The 17,087-nt window shown below is 65.9% G+C and carries 15 protein-coding genes and 3 pseudogenes; 8 read left to right on the top strand and 10 right to left on the bottom strand.

Features of this window, described 5'->3' with window-relative positions; genetic code table 11:
* Positions 1–175 precede the first annotated feature (175 nt).
* The 6 genes and pseudogenes from M8542_RS50775 to M8542_RS45880 form a co-directional block, all read right to left on the bottom strand.
* Positions 176–646: pseudogene (locus M8542_RS50775) on the bottom strand (ATP-binding cassette domain-containing protein); the annotation flags it as partial.
* A 146-nt stretch (positions 647–792) separates the two neighbouring features.
* Entirely contained in the window at positions 793–1,329 is a 537-nt protein-coding gene (locus M8542_RS45890) for a helix-turn-helix domain-containing protein (RefSeq protein ID WP_372508785.1), read from the bottom strand.
* A gap of 6 nt (positions 1,330–1,335) precedes the next feature.
* Positions 1,336–1,467 (bottom strand): annotated as a pseudogene (locus M8542_RS50720) (helix-turn-helix domain-containing protein); the annotation flags it as partial.
* Positions 1,468–2,522: 1,055 nt separating this feature from the next.
* A complete protein-coding gene (locus M8542_RS45885; protein WP_372508780.1) occupies positions 2,523–3,230 on the bottom strand; it encodes an AMED_5909 family protein in 708 nt (235 codons plus the stop codon).
* Positions 3,199–3,408: an AMED_5909 family protein gene (locus M8542_RS50715; protein WP_372508784.1), complete on the bottom strand. Its 210-nt coding sequence runs from the start codon at positions 3,406–3,408 to the stop codon at positions 3,199–3,201. The genes M8542_RS45885 and M8542_RS50715 overlap by 32 nt, the downstream gene beginning before the upstream one ends.
* Positions 3,409–3,501: 93 nt before the next feature.
* Positions 3,502–4,029: an Imm1 family immunity protein gene (locus tag M8542_RS45880; protein WP_257926770.1), complete on the bottom strand. Its 528-nt coding sequence runs from the start codon at positions 4,027–4,029 to the stop codon at positions 3,502–3,504.
* Between the two features lie 171 nt (positions 4,030–4,200).
* Here M8542_RS45880 and M8542_RS45875 point away from each other — a divergent pair, with 171 nt between their 5' ends.
* The 7 genes from M8542_RS45875 to M8542_RS45845 all read left to right on the top strand — a co-directional run bounded on the left by M8542_RS45875 (position 4,201) and on the right by M8542_RS45845 (position 11,366).
* On the top strand, positions 4,201–5,694 hold the full coding sequence (locus M8542_RS45875; protein ID WP_257926719.1) for an NsdA family TPR-like regulatory protein: 1,494 nt from the start codon (positions 4,201–4,203) through the stop codon (positions 5,692–5,694).
* A gap of 397 nt (positions 5,695–6,091) precedes the next feature.
* On the top strand, positions 6,092–6,427 hold the full coding sequence (locus M8542_RS45870) for a WhiB family transcriptional regulator (protein ID WP_257926718.1): 336 nt from the start codon (positions 6,092–6,094) through the stop codon (positions 6,425–6,427).
* Positions 6,424–6,762 (top strand): hypothetical protein, encoded by a 339-nt coding sequence (locus M8542_RS45865; protein WP_257926717.1) that lies wholly within the window; start codon positions 6,424–6,426, stop codon positions 6,760–6,762. The genes M8542_RS45870 and M8542_RS45865 overlap by 4 nt, the downstream gene beginning before the upstream one ends.
* Positions 6,759–7,640: a hypothetical protein gene (locus M8542_RS45860; RefSeq protein ID WP_257926716.1), complete on the top strand. Its 882-nt coding sequence runs from the start codon at positions 6,759–6,761 to the stop codon at positions 7,638–7,640. The genes M8542_RS45865 and M8542_RS45860 overlap by 4 nt, the downstream gene beginning before the upstream one ends.
* On the top strand, positions 7,633–10,026 hold the full coding sequence (locus M8542_RS45855) for an FtsK/SpoIIIE domain-containing protein (protein WP_257926715.1): 2,394 nt from the start codon (positions 7,633–7,635) through the stop codon (positions 10,024–10,026). Before M8542_RS45860 ends, M8542_RS45855 begins: the two co-directional genes overlap by 8 nt.
* Positions 10,019–10,357, top strand: a complete 339-nt coding sequence (locus tag M8542_RS45850) for a hypothetical protein (RefSeq protein WP_257926714.1) — start codon at positions 10,019–10,021, stop codon at positions 10,355–10,357. Before M8542_RS45855 ends, M8542_RS45850 begins: the two co-directional genes overlap by 8 nt.
* Before the next feature lie 37 nt (positions 10,358–10,394).
* Positions 10,395–11,366, top strand: coding sequence for a hypothetical protein (locus M8542_RS45845; protein WP_257926713.1), 972 nt, complete (start codon positions 10,395–10,397; stop codon positions 11,364–11,366).
* A 36-nt stretch (positions 11,367–11,402) separates the two neighbouring features.
* Here M8542_RS45845 and M8542_RS45840 read toward each other — a convergent pair whose 3' ends face one another.
* A complete protein-coding gene (locus M8542_RS45840) occupies positions 11,403–12,905 on the bottom strand; it encodes a recombinase family protein (RefSeq protein WP_257926712.1) in 1,503 nt (500 codons plus the stop codon).
* Between the two features lie 117 nt (positions 12,906–13,022).
* Complete coding sequence (locus M8542_RS45835) at positions 13,023–13,997, bottom strand: substrate-binding domain-containing protein (RefSeq protein WP_308210340.1); 975 nt, start codon at positions 13,995–13,997, stop codon at positions 13,023–13,025.
* Between the two features lie 371 nt (positions 13,998–14,368).
* On the opposite strand from M8542_RS45835, the gene M8542_RS45830 reads away from it, so the two are divergent.
* Entirely contained in the window at positions 14,369–15,496 is a 1,128-nt protein-coding gene (locus tag M8542_RS45830) for a CapA family protein (protein WP_257926710.1), read from the top strand.
* A gap of 128 nt (positions 15,497–15,624) precedes the next feature.
* On the opposite strand, the gene M8542_RS45825 is transcribed toward M8542_RS45830, so the two are convergent.
* Together M8542_RS45825 and M8542_RS45820 are read right to left on the bottom strand one after the other, a co-directional pair.
* A complete protein-coding gene (locus M8542_RS45825; RefSeq protein ID WP_257926709.1) occupies positions 15,625–16,641 on the bottom strand; it encodes a polyprenyl synthetase family protein in 1,017 nt (338 codons plus the stop codon).
* Positions 16,638–17,087, bottom strand: a pseudogene (locus tag M8542_RS45820) (Crp/Fnr family transcriptional regulator); the annotation flags it as partial. The gene M8542_RS45825 and the pseudogene M8542_RS45820, both read right to left, overlap by 4 nt.

The raw sequence follows: 17,087 nt of genomic DNA, 5'->3' as shown, positions 1-17,087 counted from the left end.
CCTGCTGGACGCCGACGAGCTTGCCGTCGCGCAGCACGGCGACGCGGTCGGCGAGCTGGAAGATCTCCTTCATCCGGTGCGAGACGTAGACGACCGCGACACCGCTGTCGCGCAGCCGCCCGATCAGCCGGAACAGCGCCTCGACCTCGTGCTCGGACAGCGACGACGTCGGTTCGTCGAACGCGATCACCTTCGGCGGCGTGGCCGCGGTGAGAACGCGCAGGATCTCGACGAGCTGGCGCTGCGCGGGGGAGAGGGCGACGCCGAGCGTCGCCGGGTTGAGGACGCCTTCGAAGCCGTACTCGACGAGCGCGTCGTGCGTGGCCTTCAGCAGCGTGCGGCGGTTGAAGACCCGCGCCTTGGCCGGGAGCTCGCCGACGAAGACGTTCTCCGCCACCGAAACGTGCGGGATGATCTCGGGTTCCTGGTAGATCACGCGGACCCCGGCGGCCATCGCCGCGCGCGGGGTGTCGAACGTGACCTCGGTGCCGTCCAGGAGGAGCCGGCCGTCGTCGGGGCCCTGGTCACCGGAGAGGACGCGCAGGAGCGTCGACTTCCCGGCGCCGTTCTCGCCCATCAGCGCGAGGACTTCGCCGGAGCGGATCTCCAGCGAGACGTCGTCGAGGGCGGTGACGCCGGAGAAGCGCTTGCCGATGCCCTCGACGGCGAGCGCGGCAGGAGAGCTGGACATGGTCGCCTTCCGTACGGCGGTCGTGAGTGTTTAGGGCGGTTAGAGCTGAGCATCTTTTGGTTACCTACATGTGACCTCGGTGAACAGTGTCGCGGTCGCGCTCACGTGGTCTTGCCGCCGCGTGGGCGCATCGGTATCCCTGCCGCCCGGAGCAACCGGTACACATAGCCATAGGAGACGTCGTTCAGTTCGGCGACTTCGCGGACTGGCAGACCGCTCTCGTACTGGTCAATAACGGTCTGCTGGTCGAGCTGACGCTTGAACCCACGTCCGCTCTCCGGCATGTCGGCACCGAGCTTGCGCAATAGCGCCCCAGTCCAGCTCAGCGAAAGACCGAACTCGCGGGACAGTTCGACAACCGGCGTTCCGGCGTTTCGCGCGGCCAGTAACCGAGCATTGCGCTGCGACAGGTTCCGACCGGGGCGGTTCACGGCTAGCGTCTTCCGCCTTGGACCCGTCTCCAGCATCGGAATAGGAGGTGCCGTGTCGTCGGCGATATCGTCAGAACTCTCCGGTGTCGACCAGTCGGCAACCAAGACGAACTGCAGCGTGTAACCGAGCACGGTGGCGTAGGCGGCCAAATCTGTCACCTGGGAATGCGAGTAGGCCGTGCTGCCGGATTCCAAGCGCAGTTCCAACCGCGACACCGTAGCGTGCGAAATTCCAATCGCCCGACTTACAGCTCGCTGCGACAGCCCGCACGCCACTCGTACTGCACGCAGTTCCGCAACGACTGCCGCAACGGAGCCTGTCGGCGGATCACAGTGGGGTTGCATAGGTTGCTTCACGTGCATTCTTTCTGCCCTTTACGGCCTGGTTGACCGGGTGGTCACAGGGCTTCCTTCGTCAAGATTCGTCCTTGCTCGCCGGTAGCTCAACCCCTTGTTTTTATTTTGTGAGCTCCTTCAATTGTTGTCCAGACGCGATCGATGACTCCGGAGTGGCGACCTTAACGACTGCATGAGAAGCTGAAAGCGCACGGTTAGTTGGAGTCATTTTCGGCCGCTTTGTCGTTGTCTTCTATTGTCATTTCGAGAAGCTTATTCATAAACCGCGCCTGGTTCATGTCTCCACAACTGGCGGCCTCCAAGGCGGCCGCAGCGGCTTGAAGTTCCTCTTTCGTTGACTGACGCTTTGCCATTACCTATTGTGCTCCCAACTGAAATTGACTTTGTTGCTACTTGAGCCTGTGAAGTCCACTCAGGATGCGTCTTACAAGCTCTTCATCTGGCGGCAAGGTCGACGGTCGCAGATATGGTGTCGGACGCTGCACATAGGCTCGCGGCCGCTTCGGCAAAGGTAGTTGCCCGAAGAAGCGTCCATCTAGATTAGAATCACCAGGAACCGGGTCGCGTGAAACTTTCGACGTAACACTCGTTTCAGCAATTGCCAGACTTCGCGTCGACCGCTCGTGGTGCCTTGCCGCTGAACGCTCAAGGTAGCGGCTAAGAAACTTCCTTTGACTCCTACTGCTGCGGTATTCCCCGTGGATCCAGACTGCTGCCGCTACTAACGGAACTGCCAAAATGACCAGAGAGCCAATTCCCCAGATGAGCATTACCCTGGAGGCTCCCTTAGGGCATGTCGACTACTCGGTTTGGACTTGGACATCATGTCGGCATGTAGGTTTAAGACGTCGGCCAGTGCGCTAAGTAATCCCGCACAACTTCTCACCTCTTCGGGCGAAGCAAGGCCAGAATTGAAGCTTTCCGCAAAGGTCTTGAGATTGACGCTGGTGGCATCGATGTGCCGGGAAATGTTCGACCGTTCCTGACTCACTCGCCCCTCCTTTCTTCTAGTTGTCGACGCGCACGACTATCAGATTTCGGCCTTAACCTCCCCGTCTGTCGCCATTTTCCGACTTGGAAGAACTTTCTTCATCGGACTCCCACCCTCCTCTATTTGTCTCAAAGTCGCGTAGAGCCATTAATGCCAGTTCTCCACGTTCTATGTCGAATGCGTCCGCCAAGCGGGCTACGATATCCAGTAGTCGGACCGGTCGACGCTCAGCCTCGATCTCAATCAATGTCGTCTTTGAAACTTTCGACAGGGCTGCAAGCTCCATTAGGGTCATTTCGCGCTCGGCGCGCAGTGCGCGAATTCGTGCGCCCAATGGAACATCCGGAGGACGCGTCACGCTCACCGATTCACCCGCCCCCGCACTCGCGGCGGAGTCGGACGGATTCACCCCCTCTCGTCCATATAGCGACTTCCATTCTGGCTTTGCCATCAAGGTGTCAACTTCGGCGCGCTCACGATTGAGCCAGTACAGTGCCTCGTGGTGGTGACCTCGATCGATATCCGCAACGGCCTTGTACATCCGGACATTCGCCCGCCTGAATTCGACCCATACCGACACTGGAGCGTTCCGACTTGGCATCCGCAACCACGAGTTATCGTGAGCCTCGCGCAGCGTACGAGGAAAAGAGGCGTTCTTCCGCTTTCCGCACTCGATGCCGCTCACGGAATCTCCAACCAGTGAAAGTTGGGTGATATGCGTGCGTCCATCATGCCAGTTTCCTTTCCCTGCCACTTTCATAGTCAGTTTTCCACTCGGGCTTTCCGGTGTGTCGCTCAATGCAGCGAAGCTGAATACCGAAATGCCACAACGCTTCATCCTTGCGGCCAGGGTCGGTAATAGACATCGACTTGAACATTCGTGCATTGTGTCGATGAAACTCAACCCATTCATCCTTCGATGATTTCCCATTGGGCATCCGGCGGAAGATATCCGCCTGGGCCTCCCGCAGTCGAGTCGGATATCCATCCGCAGACATGTGCATATCCCCCTTTGCTTTCAGGTGTAACAGTCAGTAGGAGTCGTAAGGCCGCCACTCGATGCACGTCGGCCGCTTCCTGGTGTCCAACCACTCGATCAACGCCGCCCGCGCATCCGAAATCCGGATGGCAGCCGTTCGTGGAAACACTGCCCCCGTAGTCCCATTAAAGATGAGGTTCACATCGGGAACCGGACGCTTTGGATTGAAAGAGTTGGCGATTGTCATTTCCGAATCGCGATTGTCCATGTAATTCAAGGCCGCATATTCCGCCGACGGCCGCACGCTAATTCGCATTTGATGATCTGGATATGGTCCGGATTTGCTTCGATGGAATTCGACGTCGCCAACCATGAGCGTGGTTTCCCAGTCGACGTGATCGATGCCTAAAATCTCGTCGACCAGTCGAGTTGACTTCAATATTCCGCTGGTAACGCGGGCGACGCCGGTGGTAAGCGATGCCGTTAGGAGCATGTGTTCACGTCGCTGTTCGGTCGAGGGGCGTTCAGGCTTCCGGGCACGCGCCCAGAGCAAGCTCGGTCTTGCTGGTTCAACCGTCACGCTGTGCAACCGGCTGGTCTATATCACCCTCGGCATGCGACATGCCGAGGTCGGCATAACGCCAGGTCAGGACACGTTCTCTTGATGATCGACTTCACTCACTGGTGGGAGTCGGGCGCGCTAGGTACGCTGGTCAGAGGGAGGACAGCGTTACCAGCGACAGGGGATCCGATGAGCTCTTCCGGCGGTTCGCAACGCGCGGCCGGCACCTCCGGCGATCGTCGCTGTCAGGGATGCGGAACGCCGCTCGCCGCCGACAACACGGCGCGCCTGTGTAGCAAGTGTCATCGGGAACAGCGCGACCAGCTTCGAACTCCCCCAGCTCAATTGCGGAATGAGTTCTTCGAGACGGACGAGTTCCGGGCGGCTTTCGAAAGTCAGCACATCGGCAAGGTGTTGAAGGCCTACCGTAATCATCCGCGCCATCTGCAACTCTTCGGCAAGGCGCTGAATCAGGAGCTGTTAGGGCGATGGCTAGGGCTCACCCAAGCTCAGGTGAGCAAGCTGGAGAACGGTAAGCCTGAGCAGAATCTTGAAACCCTCCGAAACTACGCCAAGATTCTTCATCTACCACAGCATCTACTCTGGTTCGACTTTCCAGGGCAAAGTCGCTTGAGGTTCCAGCACCTCACGACTGGCCAGCGATTGAACTCTGGTGACGCGCGGAAATCTGGTCTAGTTACGCCTGAGGTGCGAGACGAGCTTCTTGTCGTGAATACGGGCATGGACACGCTCGAACTGCTTCGTCGGGTCCGCGCTTCGGCAATCGACTCTTCCACGATCGATGCCCTGAACATCACTGTTGAACAACTGTGTTGCGACTATCCGCATGCTGATGCCCGCCAACTCATGGCGACCGGCAAGGAGTGGCTCGGCAAGATGACCGAACTACTCGAAAACCGGCTGACGTTGGGGCAGCATCGCGAAGTGCTCGCGAAGGCCGGAACGCTGGCGCTTTTGGTGGGATGCCTTGAGTACGACGTGGGTGACGCGCGGGCGGCTGAGGCGACGCGACGCATGGCGATGGAGCTGGGCAAGGAAGCTGGCGATCCTGGGATCGTCGGATGGGCACATGAAATGCTGGCGTGGTTCCACCTGACTGCGGGAAACTACCGCGCGGTCATTCCTGCTGCCGAGTCCGGCACTCTGGCCGCACCGTCTCATTCTGTCGCCGTTCAGCTCTACGGCCAGCAGGCGAAAGCTTACGCGCGCATGGGAATGGTCGAGGAAGTTCATAAGTCACTCGACGCGGGCAGTGAACTTTTGGGACATTTGCCGTACCCGGATCGGCCGGACAATCACTTTGTGGTCGACCCGGACAAGTGGGATTTCTATGCAATGGACACTTACCGACTGGTCGGCGAGGATCAACTAGCTCAGCGCAACGCGGAGGAAGTCATGCGCCGCAGCGTCAGTCCGGAAGGTGTCCCGACGGCCCCGATGCGTATTGCAGAGGCTCAGCTCACGCTAGCCGTCATCGCTGCCAGGCGGGGCGACGTCGACGAGGCAGCAGCGCTGGGCATCCAGGCGCTTCAGAACGGCCGCCGGAGTCGCCCGACCCTGCTCATGGTGTCCTCGGAGCTGGAGCAGGAGCTTGACACCTACGGCGCAGGCGCAGGCGCGGACTTCCGCGAGCTGTTCGCGGACGTCAAACGCGCCCAGTAGCTGAGTATTCCGGCGGAGAATATTCCGCCACCTCAACATTCTTTTACAGAATATCGCGTCGTTCTCATGTCGCCTCGACCTGCGGATATTCCGTCCGTAAATTTATTATTCACGCCTTGACATAGTGGCTTTTTCGCGTTGACGGCTTACTGATTGGCAACGGCCTGCAAAACCGCAGGTCGAAGCCAAGAGTAAGGGTCAACCCAATGAAAAGCACAACCCGCAACGCCCGATCTTCGGCGGTTCTGTCCATCCGTCAGGCCGCGTGGAACCTCGGGGTTTCCGAGTCTTGCGTCTGCTCGGCTATCCGAGGCGGAGTGATCCGCGCCCTGCGCCGCCGCTCCCGCCTGGTCATTCCGGCGACTGAAGTGCTTCGCGTGCTGAACGGCGGTGCGCGATGACTGACCATGCCTACACGGAGATGGCCGCTCGGCTCGACCGGTACGCCGAGGTGCCGGACGACGTCCTAAGCGAAGTGGTAGCCCGGGACGGTCTGTGTTTCTGGGCGTTCGACCGGGCCGACATCCCGGAACTGTCCGGACAGGACTCGCCGGACCGGGAGTTGGCCGCGCACCTGTGTGCCGGATGCCCGGTGATCGACCAGTGCCGGGAACTCGAGTTGCGCACCGCCGGGCCGGACACGGTCGGGGTGTGGGGCGCGCTGCCTGACACCGATCGGCGTGCCCTGTACCCGGTCTGGCTGCACCGCCGTGAAGGTGGTGAGGCGCGATGACGGTCAACCTCACGCCCACGCAGATCCTGGCCGGGGTCGGGGTGCTGCTGGCGCTGTTCATGGTCTGGCGGTGGAGCGCTCGCAAGGCTCGCCGGGCCGCCGACGCGGCGCGGGCAAGTTCACGGGTGGTGTCGCTCGCCGGGCGGGTGCTGTTCACGGGAGCAGCGTTCACGGGCGCTCAGTGGCTGGTGATCACGCACGTGCACAACCCCACGTTGGTGCTCGTGGTCCTCGGAGTGCCGGACCTGATCGCGGCCCACGTCCTGACGCGGCTTCTGACGGTCACGTCCATGGACACCACCAACACCCGTCGCCGGGGCGGTGGTCGCCGATGACGACAACCAACCACGACGAGAACCCGGCGGCCGTAGCGGGCCGGGCAGCACGACTCGCGAAGGACGCCGCCGAAGCGGCCGACGTCCGGCGCTGGCAGACCCACCCCGACGTGGTGGCGCTGCGGGTGGAGCGAGTCCGGGCGCAGGTGGACCGGCTGTGCTGGTCGGGGATCGTGCTCGGGCTGGCGTTCACCACGGCCAACGTGCAGTGGTTCGCTGCCGCCGGAGCCGCGTTCGGGTCGCTGCCGTGGCTGACGGCGTGGCTGCTGGACCCGACCGTGTGTCTGGTCCTGCTGGCCATCCTGCGGGCCGAACAGGTCACCGCCCGGTATCAGGTCCACACGGGAGCGTGGGTACGGGCGGCGAAGTGGCTCACGCTGGCCGCTACGTATGTGATGAACACCTGGTCATCGTGGGTTTCCGGGTCGCCGGCCGGAGTGGTCTTGCACTCGGTTCCGCCGCTGGTGGTGTTCGTCGCCGCCGAAGCGGTCACCGATCTGCGGGACAAGCTCACCGACGCGGTGTCGGTGGCGTTCATGAACGCCACCGACCGGGCGGACGCTGCGGAACCGACCCCGGCTCGGCAACCGGCCGCTCCGGTCCACGAACCGAACACGGCCGTTCCCGAACCGACCGGACCGGCCGAAGAGCCGAGCGGGCCGGTTGGCGAACCGGCGGCACCGGAACCGGCGTCACGACCGGTTCGGCGGAAGCTGTTCGCCGACTACCTCACCGACGCCCGTACCGCGTGGACGCCCGGTGTGGAGATCACCCCGGCGTGGGTGCGAGAGGCGACCGGGTGTTCCCGGGGCCTGTCCTCCCGGCTCGCGGCCGCCCTGTCGGCGGAGACCGGCAAGGGGGTGCGGGTCAATGAGTGAGCCGAACCGGGAGAACCACGAACACAACGCGCTGGCCCCCGCCGCCGGGCGAGACGTCGAACACGTCGGCCCGGTGCTCGACGGCGAGTTGATCGACGACACCTTGCCCCAACCCCGGGGCCGGACGATGCCCGATCGGGTGTCGGCGTGGCGGCGGGTCGCCGACGCGGCCGGACGGGTCTGGCGGTCCGGGCCGATGGTCCGGGCACGGTCACTGGTCGCCTACCGGGCGCGGAAGGCCCCGGTGGACGTGCTGCGGCTGGTGTGGTTCGTGGCGCGCGGGAACTGGCGGTGGCTGGTCAAGTTCTGGAACTGGGCAACCTACGCCGATCTCCGCGCCGACGCCCGTCGGGCACGGCTGGCCGGGGACGCCGAAGCACGCCGGGCCGCGCAGGAGCTGATCCGCTCCGATGCGACGGCGCGTTGGGCGAAGCTCGGCATTGCCGTGCGCCGGGTGGTGATCACGGTCCGGGTTGCCGCTCCGGTGGTCGGGGTGCTGTGGCTGGTTGATTCGGTGATGGACCGGGCCGACATGTGGCCGTGGCTGGCCGACGTCTACACGGGAGTGGAAACCATGTGGTCGGCGCTCAGGGTCGTGGTGCCGCTGCTGCTAGTCGTAGTTCCGGTGGTGTGGGCGGTGGCGGCGGCGTTCGAGGGACGTGACCGCTCCCCGGGTGCCGGGTGGCTGGTCCGCCCGGACCGCGACGACGCCGATTCGTGGATCGACGAACGGATGATCTCGAAGGCGTTGGCGCACCTAGGAATCGCGCCTTTGGACCGGTTCTACCGCGACGGCGGAGAGCTGGTCTACACCGTGGCCGCCCGTAAGGATGGTGACGGGACGTTCGCTCAGGTCCGGTTGCCGTTGGGGGTGACCGCGGACATGGTCGCGGCGCGTCGGTCCAAATTGGCCGCGAACCTGGGTCGGGCGTCGCTGGAAACGTGGCCTACCAAGGGAGACGAAGACGGAGTGTTGGATCTGTGGGTCGCCGACAAGGGCGTCCTGCGGGGCGGGGCCGGCGGATGGCCTCTGGTGGCCGATGGACAGGTCGACGTGTTCGAGGGTGTCCCGTTCGGACTGTCTCAACGCGGAACCGTGATCAACGCGCCGTTGCTCGGGGTGAACTGGCTGATCGGCGGCCGTCCCGGGCAAGGGAAGTCGGCGGCGTTGCGGACGCTGCTGCTGGGCGCGGCACTCGATCCCACGGCGGAGTTGTGGGCGTTCGTGATGGGTGAGTCCCCGGACTTCGAACCGTTCCGGCCCCGGCTGTCGCGCTACCGGATGGGGATGGATGACAGCGTCGCCGAAGCGGCGACACAGGCGCTGGCCGATCTGCTGACCGAAATGGAGCGACGCGGGAAGATCCTCGGAGAGCAGCCGGGCCGCCCGCCGAAGGTCTCGCGCAAGCTCGCCGACAAGGCGGGGCTCGGCTTGCACCCGCTGGTGTGTGGGATCGACGAGTGTCACGAGTTGTTCCAGCATCCCAAGTACGGCAAGAAGGCCGCCGAACTGGCCGTGCGGTTGATCAAGCGAGGACGCAAGTACGGGATTGTGCTGCTGCTGGCCACCCAGTCGCCCACAAAGGACAGCATCCCCCGAGAGGTCACCCGCAACGTCTCCTGTGGAGTGGCGTTCAGCGTGGCCGATCAGGTGGCCAATGACGGGCTACTCGGGTCCGGTAAGTACGCGGCCGGTATCCGCGCGACCGAACTGCGGATCAACACCGACCGGGGAACCTGTGTCGCGGTCGGCGTCACTGATGAGACGTTCGAGCTGGTGCGCACTTTCTACGTGCCGTTCGAGGACGGGGCCGACGACGTCACCCCGGTTATCGGGCGGGCGGTTGCGCTGATTGAGGAGACGGGCCGGGCGGTCGAGTCCAGCGCACGCCCGCAGCTCGACGCGGCCCCGGTTGTCGCGGATCACCTGGCCGACGTCGCTGCGGTGCTGGACGGAGAGAAGCGGGTCCGGACTCAGGTGGTCTTGAACCGGCTGGCCCGGCACGATCCCGGCGAGTACGGGGAGTGGACGTTCCGGGACCTCACGGCCGCGCTCGCGCCGCACGGGGTGGGGCCGGTCAAGTCGGATGGGAACAAGGTCATCCGCGCCGACGACGTGGCCGCCGCACTCGCCCGCCGGGACCGCGACGACGCGGGTTCCGGGGACGGGGACGGCAGGGATGCGGGCAGGGACCCGGCAGGGACTCAGGGACTTCTCCCTGACGGGTCCCTACCCGAAAGTCCCCGCTCTGACCAGCGCGAACACGGGTCAGGGACCCCAGGGACCCGCCGCCGGCCTGACCCCGGATCGGGCCGAAAACCGGCCGATTCTGGGAACGCGTCCGGGTCCCTCCCTGACGACGGCGGCGGGGGGCGCGATGGCTAACCAGCACGCCAGACACCCCGCAACCACCCACCCCGCCACCCGGCGACACAGCAAGCGAGGAACCGATGAACCAGCCCGCACCGATCAGGACGGTATCCACGGCGGCAGGAACGAGCGCACATCCGAGACGACCGATCCGGAACCGGTCGCGCGGGAGACCTATCCACAGCAACAGGCACGGTTGGACGCCGAAGCGGTCGACCGGTGGGCCGTGACGGTCGCGGACTGGCCACCGATGACCGACGAGCAGATCCGCGCCCTTGCGGTGATCCTCAACCGCATCGATGCCCGACTAGCGCAGCAACGGCCACAGCGGCGACAGAACGGCTGACTTGCGAATGTCGCGTTACCGCCACCATGTCGATCAAATGATCGACATGGTGGCGTTACCGCAGTTAGGAGCGCACCCTAGGGACATGGGCGGAGGAAAATTCTTAGACGGTGTGGCCGCCGCCGGGGAGAGGAAAGCAGCCCGCGACCGGGACCGGACGCGGCGACGCGCGGCGATCGAACGCGCGGTGCGTATGCCTGCGCTGATCGGTGCGGGGATTCTCGCGCTGGTGGCGTGGTGGCTGTCCGGCTGGGAAATGTGGCCCTGGTTGTTCGGCGGTGTCGGTGTTCTCGTGGCCGTGCTGGTGGTGGCTCGGCGCGTGCCGCCGGTGTGGCGGGTGACGGTGCCGCTGCTGGTGGTCGGGGTGTGGTTGCTGACCTATGTGGACCCGTGGTGGTGGGTGCTGCTGGCTGGGGTCGCGGTGACCGGTGCCGCAGTGGCCGCGCTGGTGATGTTGCGGTTGCAGATGCGGCGCTGGCAAACGCTGGCGGCTCTGACGCTCGGGGTGGTCATGGTCGCGGCGGGGTGGGTGATGCTGGCGGTGGACTCCGCCCGCCACGCCCGCCAAACCCAACAAGAATTGGATCAGGCGCACGATGAAGCCGTGGCCCGGATCTTGCCTCGGACTCCGGCGAGCATGGTTGACTTTCTGGCGGAACGGATCGCCCGCCCGACACCGGACGCTGTCGCCGACGCGTGTTTCGTCTTCGCGCCCGCCGCCGGGCGGCAACTCGCCGACGCCCGGCATGTACTCGACTGCCCAGCCGCGATCCGCGCGATGGCCGCAGAAGTCACGGCAGCGGGCGACTACGTGAACAACCTCTACCTCTCCGGGCAGGCGTCCCGGTCCAACCCGGACGGCACGTTGTCGGTGGATGCGTGCCACCTGGATTTCAGCGGAATGACCGACGACACCCCGCACGCGAACCCCGGGCCACAGATCGGGCGGCTGACGCTCGCGCAGCAACGCGGGCAAGGGAACCTGATCGTCGGCTACCGCTCATGCTGAGCAGACCCGAGTATCCGTCGTTCTTCGGCGTGCCGCTCAGGGCACGGACGGGCGCGCCGTCGCACCGGACTGGAAGGGCTCGACGCGGACACGCTTCGGGTTGAACGTGCGGAATCCGGTTCGGGCGGACGGGTCTACGTAGAGAGTGTCCCGGCCAAGGGCGTCGGCCAGCATTGCGCGCCGTTCGCCGACGTCGGCGGCGTCCCACTTCTCCGCCGCCTCTTCGCGGCTCATCGCCTCTGTGGGGCCTTCCGGGTTCCCGCCGGTCAATTCCTCCCGCTCAGCCTCCAGCCGCGCCAGATCGGCGATCAGGGGCTCGTTTGCCCGGTCGAACGCCTTGTCCGTCATCTTCCGCGCGCCCCACTTCGCCGCGATCGCTTCCTGCCGCGCCTCACACTCGGCAATTTCCCGGTCGACCTGCGCGAGCCGATCGGAGATTCGTGCCCGGACGGCCTTGATCGCCGCCGCGTGCGTCTTGTCCGACATCCGGGCGATCACCATTCCTCGGATCTCCCGGTCCACCGACCGCACGTCGGCAGCGACTTTCCCGCACCCGCCGCGTGCCTTCGTGCACGCGTATTGCCGCCGCCGGGTCCCGTCCGGGTGCTCCCCGACGTGTGGACGTCCGGACAGCTTCTTGCCGCACCCCGGGCACGTCGCGATACCCGACCCGACATAGGACAACCCCGGCCGCCGCCCCCGCGTCCGCCCGGCATACAAAGCCCGCAACCGCTCAAACTCACCCGGATCGACGATCGGATCGCCCGACATGTGCCCGACGATCTCGCCGTCGTGCTCGATCAACCCCGCGTTGCGCGGCCGCAGCAGCACCGCCTTGACCTTCGCCGGAACCCAGGTTCCGCCGGTGACCGTGAGCAGCCCCGCCGCGTTCCACTCGTCGCACAACTGAATCTGTGACACCCCGGCCAGTACTGCTGCCGTTGCTGCGCGCAGGGCGGCCCGCTCCCGTTCGACCAGTTCTGCCGGAACCTGTTCCCGGGTGTCGTTGCCGTCCTCGTCGAGCGCCTCCTCCCGGGAGATCGTCCGGTCCAGACCGGGGAACCCGAAAGTGCGGCCCTGATTATGCGGGATGCCCTTGCGGCGCAGCGTGTCGAACCGGCGCGAGATCCGCTGCGAAGCCTCGTCGGAGTTGCGCTGGTTATGCGCGACCTCCTGCCGCAACTGGTACCGATCGTTGTAGTCCGAGAGGTCATACCGACCGTGCGATGAGGCGACAGTGAACGAGTCGAACCCCTCGATCAGCTTGAACATGTCCTCAAGATCGGGCGACTGCCGCCACCCCCGGTCGGTGTTCCACAGCACCACGCCGTCACACGCGCGTGCGGCGACGCGTTTCATGATCCGTTCCCAGCCGGGGCGGTGGACCTTCGGGTTCCAGGCGGAGAGTTTCGGGTCGGAGATCTCCTCGCCCAGCACACCGCCCAACCGCGTGATCACTTCGCGGTTGTCGGCGTGCTGGGTCTCGCACTTCTCCAGCTTCCCCCGCTGGTTGCGAGACAGCCGCGCATAGGAGTCCAAGATCGGCTGTCGACCGCCCTGACCTGCGCTAACTTGGTGTGAGTGAGCCATACCACCACAGTAGGTCGTCATAAGATGGTTGGCTAGAACCGCCCTAAACACTCACGAGGGGTCTGGTCAGGTGCAGTTGACGCCGGCCTGCTTGTAGTTGTCCTTGTTGACGATCGTGGTCTTCGCGATCGTCTCCGCGGGCAGCTCCTTGCCGTTCTTCACCTTGTCGACCAGCACCTGGATCGCCGAGCGGCCGACCTCGGCGCCGGAGATGTAGAGCGCGGACTTGTTGCCGGTGTCCTTGCCGGCCGCCCAGTCCTTGCAGTCGAGGTACGCGCCGAGCCCGACGCCGATGATGTTGCCCGCCTGCACGCCCGAGTTGGCCAGCGCCGTCACGACGCCGGTCTCGTTCTCGTCGTTGCAGCCCCAGACCACCCAGTGCTTGACGCCCGGGTTGGAGCCGATCACCGCGCCGGAGCGGTTCTGCGCGTCGACGGGGGAGTTGTCGGTGCCGACGTCGATCACCTGGACGCTCGCGTCGCCGGCCTTACCGAACGCGGTCTTCGCGGCGTTGACGCGGTCGGTGCAGACCGACAGGTCCTGCTTGTAGGCGCTGATGATCTTCGTGTCGGCGGCGGTCCAGCCGGCGGCCTTGAAGAGCTTGCCGGCCTCGGTGCCGACCGACTCGCCCATCTGGCTGCCGTTGAAGCCGACGAACGGGGCCTTCGCGCCGGTGCCGTCCTTGATGACGTCGTCGGAGGCGATGAGCGGGATGCCCGCGCTCTTGGCCTTGTCGATCACCTGCGGGCCGATGGCCTGGTCCGGGACGACGATGGCGACGCCGTTCGCGCCCTGCGCGACCGCGGCGTCCAGCTCGGTGATCGCCTTGTTGGCGTCCTGGCCCAGGTTGACGACCTTGAGCTCGACGCCGAGCTCCTTGGCCTTCTCCTGCGCGCCCTGCGCCTGCTCGACGAAGTACTGCTGGTCACCCTGTTTCTGCAGGTAGTAGAGGGTGATCTTGCCGTTGGCCGGCGCCTGCTGCTGCGGTGCCGCGGTGTCTTTGCCCGAGGAGCACGAGGCCAACAGCACACCGGAAATCAAACAACAACCAACAGCGCTCCAGGCACGCAGCCTGTGCGAGTGTGGGGACATCGTTGCTCCCATGGGGGCCGGGGTTCGAGTGGCGCGCGAGGGCGCCCCTGAGTGACTGGTATTACAAAACACCCGTTCGTGGAGCGTCAAGCCGCAGTTAGCGGAGTGATACCTACTCTCGGTAGTTGCATCGTGGCACGAGTGGGCGGCATTTATCGTATTTTTTCCGCGCTGTCCTGCGCGTTGTCCGGTTTTGTCCTGTGCGAATGTTCTGATCGGTGTTGTCGACTGTGGTGGAAGTTGCTGAGGGCCGGGATGGGAGTCTCTGCCGGATTTGCCCGGCTGGCAGGATGGCCCGGACCACGCCCGGAGGGGGATCGATGACGAAGCACCGCGTCGCCGCACTCGCGGGGGTTGCCCTCTTGGCGGCCGCCTGCAGCAGCCCGGACCGGCAGGGGCCGGCGCCGACGCCGTTCCCGGAAACGACGTCCTCGTCGGCCGCCGCGCCCGACGGGTCGTTCAGCGTCGTCGCGACCGGCGACGTCCTGATCCACCCGGCGCTGACCGACCAGGCCGAGGCCGACGGCGGCGGCGGCAAGATCGACTACCGGCCGCTGCTGGCCGGGATCAAGCCGCTGATCTCCGGCGCCGACCTCGGCATCTGCCACCTCGAGACGCCGCTGGCGCCCGAGGGCGGCCCGTACAGCGGGTATCCGTCGTTCAGCGCCCCGCCGGAGATCGCCGACGCCCTCAAGGACACCGGTTACGACACCTGCTCGACGTCGTCCAACCACACGATCGACCAGGGCGCCGACGGCGTGAAGCGGACGCTGGACAAGCTCGACGACGTCGGCATCGAGCACACCGGCTCGGCGCGCTCGGCCGCGGAAGCCGCGAAACCGCTGATCCTCGACGTCCACGGCGTGAAGGTCGCGCAGGTGTCCTACGCCTTCGGGTTCAACGGCATCAAGGTGCCGGCCGGGAAGCCGTGGCTGGCCAACCAGATCGACGTCGACGACGTCCTGGCGGCCGCCCGCAAGGCGCGCGAGGCCGGCGCGCAGGTCGTGATCGCGAGCCTGCACTGGGGCGTGGAGTACCAGCACGACCCGACGGCCGAGCAGAAGGCGCAGGCCAAGAAGATCCTGGCGTCCGACGACGTCGACCTGATCGTCGGCCACCACGCGCACGTGGTCCAGCCGTTCGAGAAGATCGGCGACAAGTGGGTCGCCTACGGGCTCGGCAACAGCGTCGCCCGCCACTCCGAACCCCGCGGCGACACCGAGGAGGGCGCGGCGGCCCGCTTCCGCTTCGTCCGCGACGGCGACCGCTGGAAGGTCGACAAGGCCGAGTACGTCCCGACGTACATCAAGCTCGACGCCCCGATCCGCCTGCTAGACTTGTCGACAACCCCGCCGTCGGCGCAGGTCACGAAGGCCCTGTCCGACACGGACAAGAACATCCTGAGCCTCGACGCGGACAAGTCGGGCCTCACTCGCCCCGGCAAGTAGGGGCATCACCCGTGATCAGGGAGGCATCACGCGTGATTGAGCGGGCATCGCGATGATGCCCCGCCAGACACGCGTGATGCCCCTTCAATCACACGTGATGCCCCTCTGATCACGTGTGATGCCCCTGATCAGTGGGTGCGGGTGGTGATCAGGCGGGCCAGGGCGGCCAGTTCGGCCGCCGGGCGGGGGACCGGGTTCACCGCCGCCAGCTCTCGCAGGCCCTTCGCGACCAGTGCCGACGCCTGGGCCTGGCTCCACTGGCGGCCGCCGGCCTCGTCGACGAGCGTGGCCGCGCGGGCCAGCTCGACGTCGTCGAGGGGGTCGCGGCCCGAGTAGAGCGACGCCAGCTCCGCGCCCGCCGCCGTGCCGGACGACAACGCCGTCACCACCGGGAGCGACTTCTTGCGGTTCTGGAGGTCCGAGAACACCGGCTTGCCCGTCTCCGCGGGGTCACCCCAGATCCCGAGCAGGTCGTCGACGTGCTGGAACGCCAGCCCGACCGCCCGGCCGAACTCGCCGAAGCGCTCCACCGCGTCGGCCCGGCCGCTCTGCAACGCGCCGAGCTCGCAGGACGCGGCGATCAGCGCCGCCGTCTTGCCGGTGGCCATCCGAACGCACTCCCCGGGCGTGACGTCGTCGCGCTGCTCGAAGTCCAGGTCGGCGGCCTGGCCTTCCAGCAGGTCGAGCACGCCCTGGGACAGCAGCTTCGCGCCCTCCGGCGTCAGCTGCTCGAACGCCAGGCTCAGCAACGCGTCCCCGGCGAGGACCGCCGCGCCGGTGCCGAAGACCGTCCACGCCGTCGGCCGGTGCCGGCGGGTGGTGTCGCCGTCCATGACGTCGTCGTGCAGCAACGAGAAGTTGTGCACCAGCTCGACCGCGACGGCCGCGGGCACGGCGGCCACCGGGTCCGCGCCCGTGGCCTCCGCGCACAGCAGGACGATCGCCGGCCGCAACGCCTTCCCGCCGTCCGCGGCGACCGGCTCGCCCTGGGCGTCTTCCCAGCCGAAGTGGTAGCCGGCGATCCGCCGCATCGCGTCCGGCAGCCCTTCGGCGGCGACGCGCAGTGCCGGGTCGACGAGGCTTTTGCTCCAGGCGAGGACGTCGGCGACGGGCCGCGCCGCGGTGCGGGAGTCCATGGTGGTCATGAGCGGCCGACCTCCACGTGGTCGAGGACGCCGAGCGCGTCGGGCACGAGGACGGCGGCGGAGTGGTAGCCGCTGACCAGGTAGGACGTCACGGCCTGGTCGCTGATCCCCATGAACCGGACGTTCAACCCGGGCTGGTATTGGTCGGGGAGTTCTTTGGGCCGCAGTCCGATTACGCCGGCGTCGTCTTCGCCGACGCGCATGGCGAGGATGGAGGTGGTTCCGGTGTCGGTGACGGGGATTTTGTCGCAGGGCAGGATCGGGACGCCGCGCCAGGCCATCACCGGCTTCCCGTCCAGGACGGTGGTGTCGGGGTAGATCCGGCTGGCCGTGCATTCGCGTCCGAACGCGGCGATCGCGCGGGGGTGGGCGAGGAAGAACTTGGTTTTGCGGCGTCGGCTGAGCAGATCGTCGAGGTCCAGCGGGCTCGGCGGGCCATTCCGGGT

Source organism: Amycolatopsis iheyensis (genome assembly GCF_024703995.1).
In the GTDB taxonomy this organism is placed as follows: domain Bacteria; phylum Actinomycetota; class Actinomycetes; order Mycobacteriales; family Pseudonocardiaceae; genus Amycolatopsis; species Amycolatopsis iheyensis.
The sequence above is the reverse complement of the archived record's forward strand: the minus strand, read 5'-3'. Positions and strand labels throughout refer to the sequence as shown.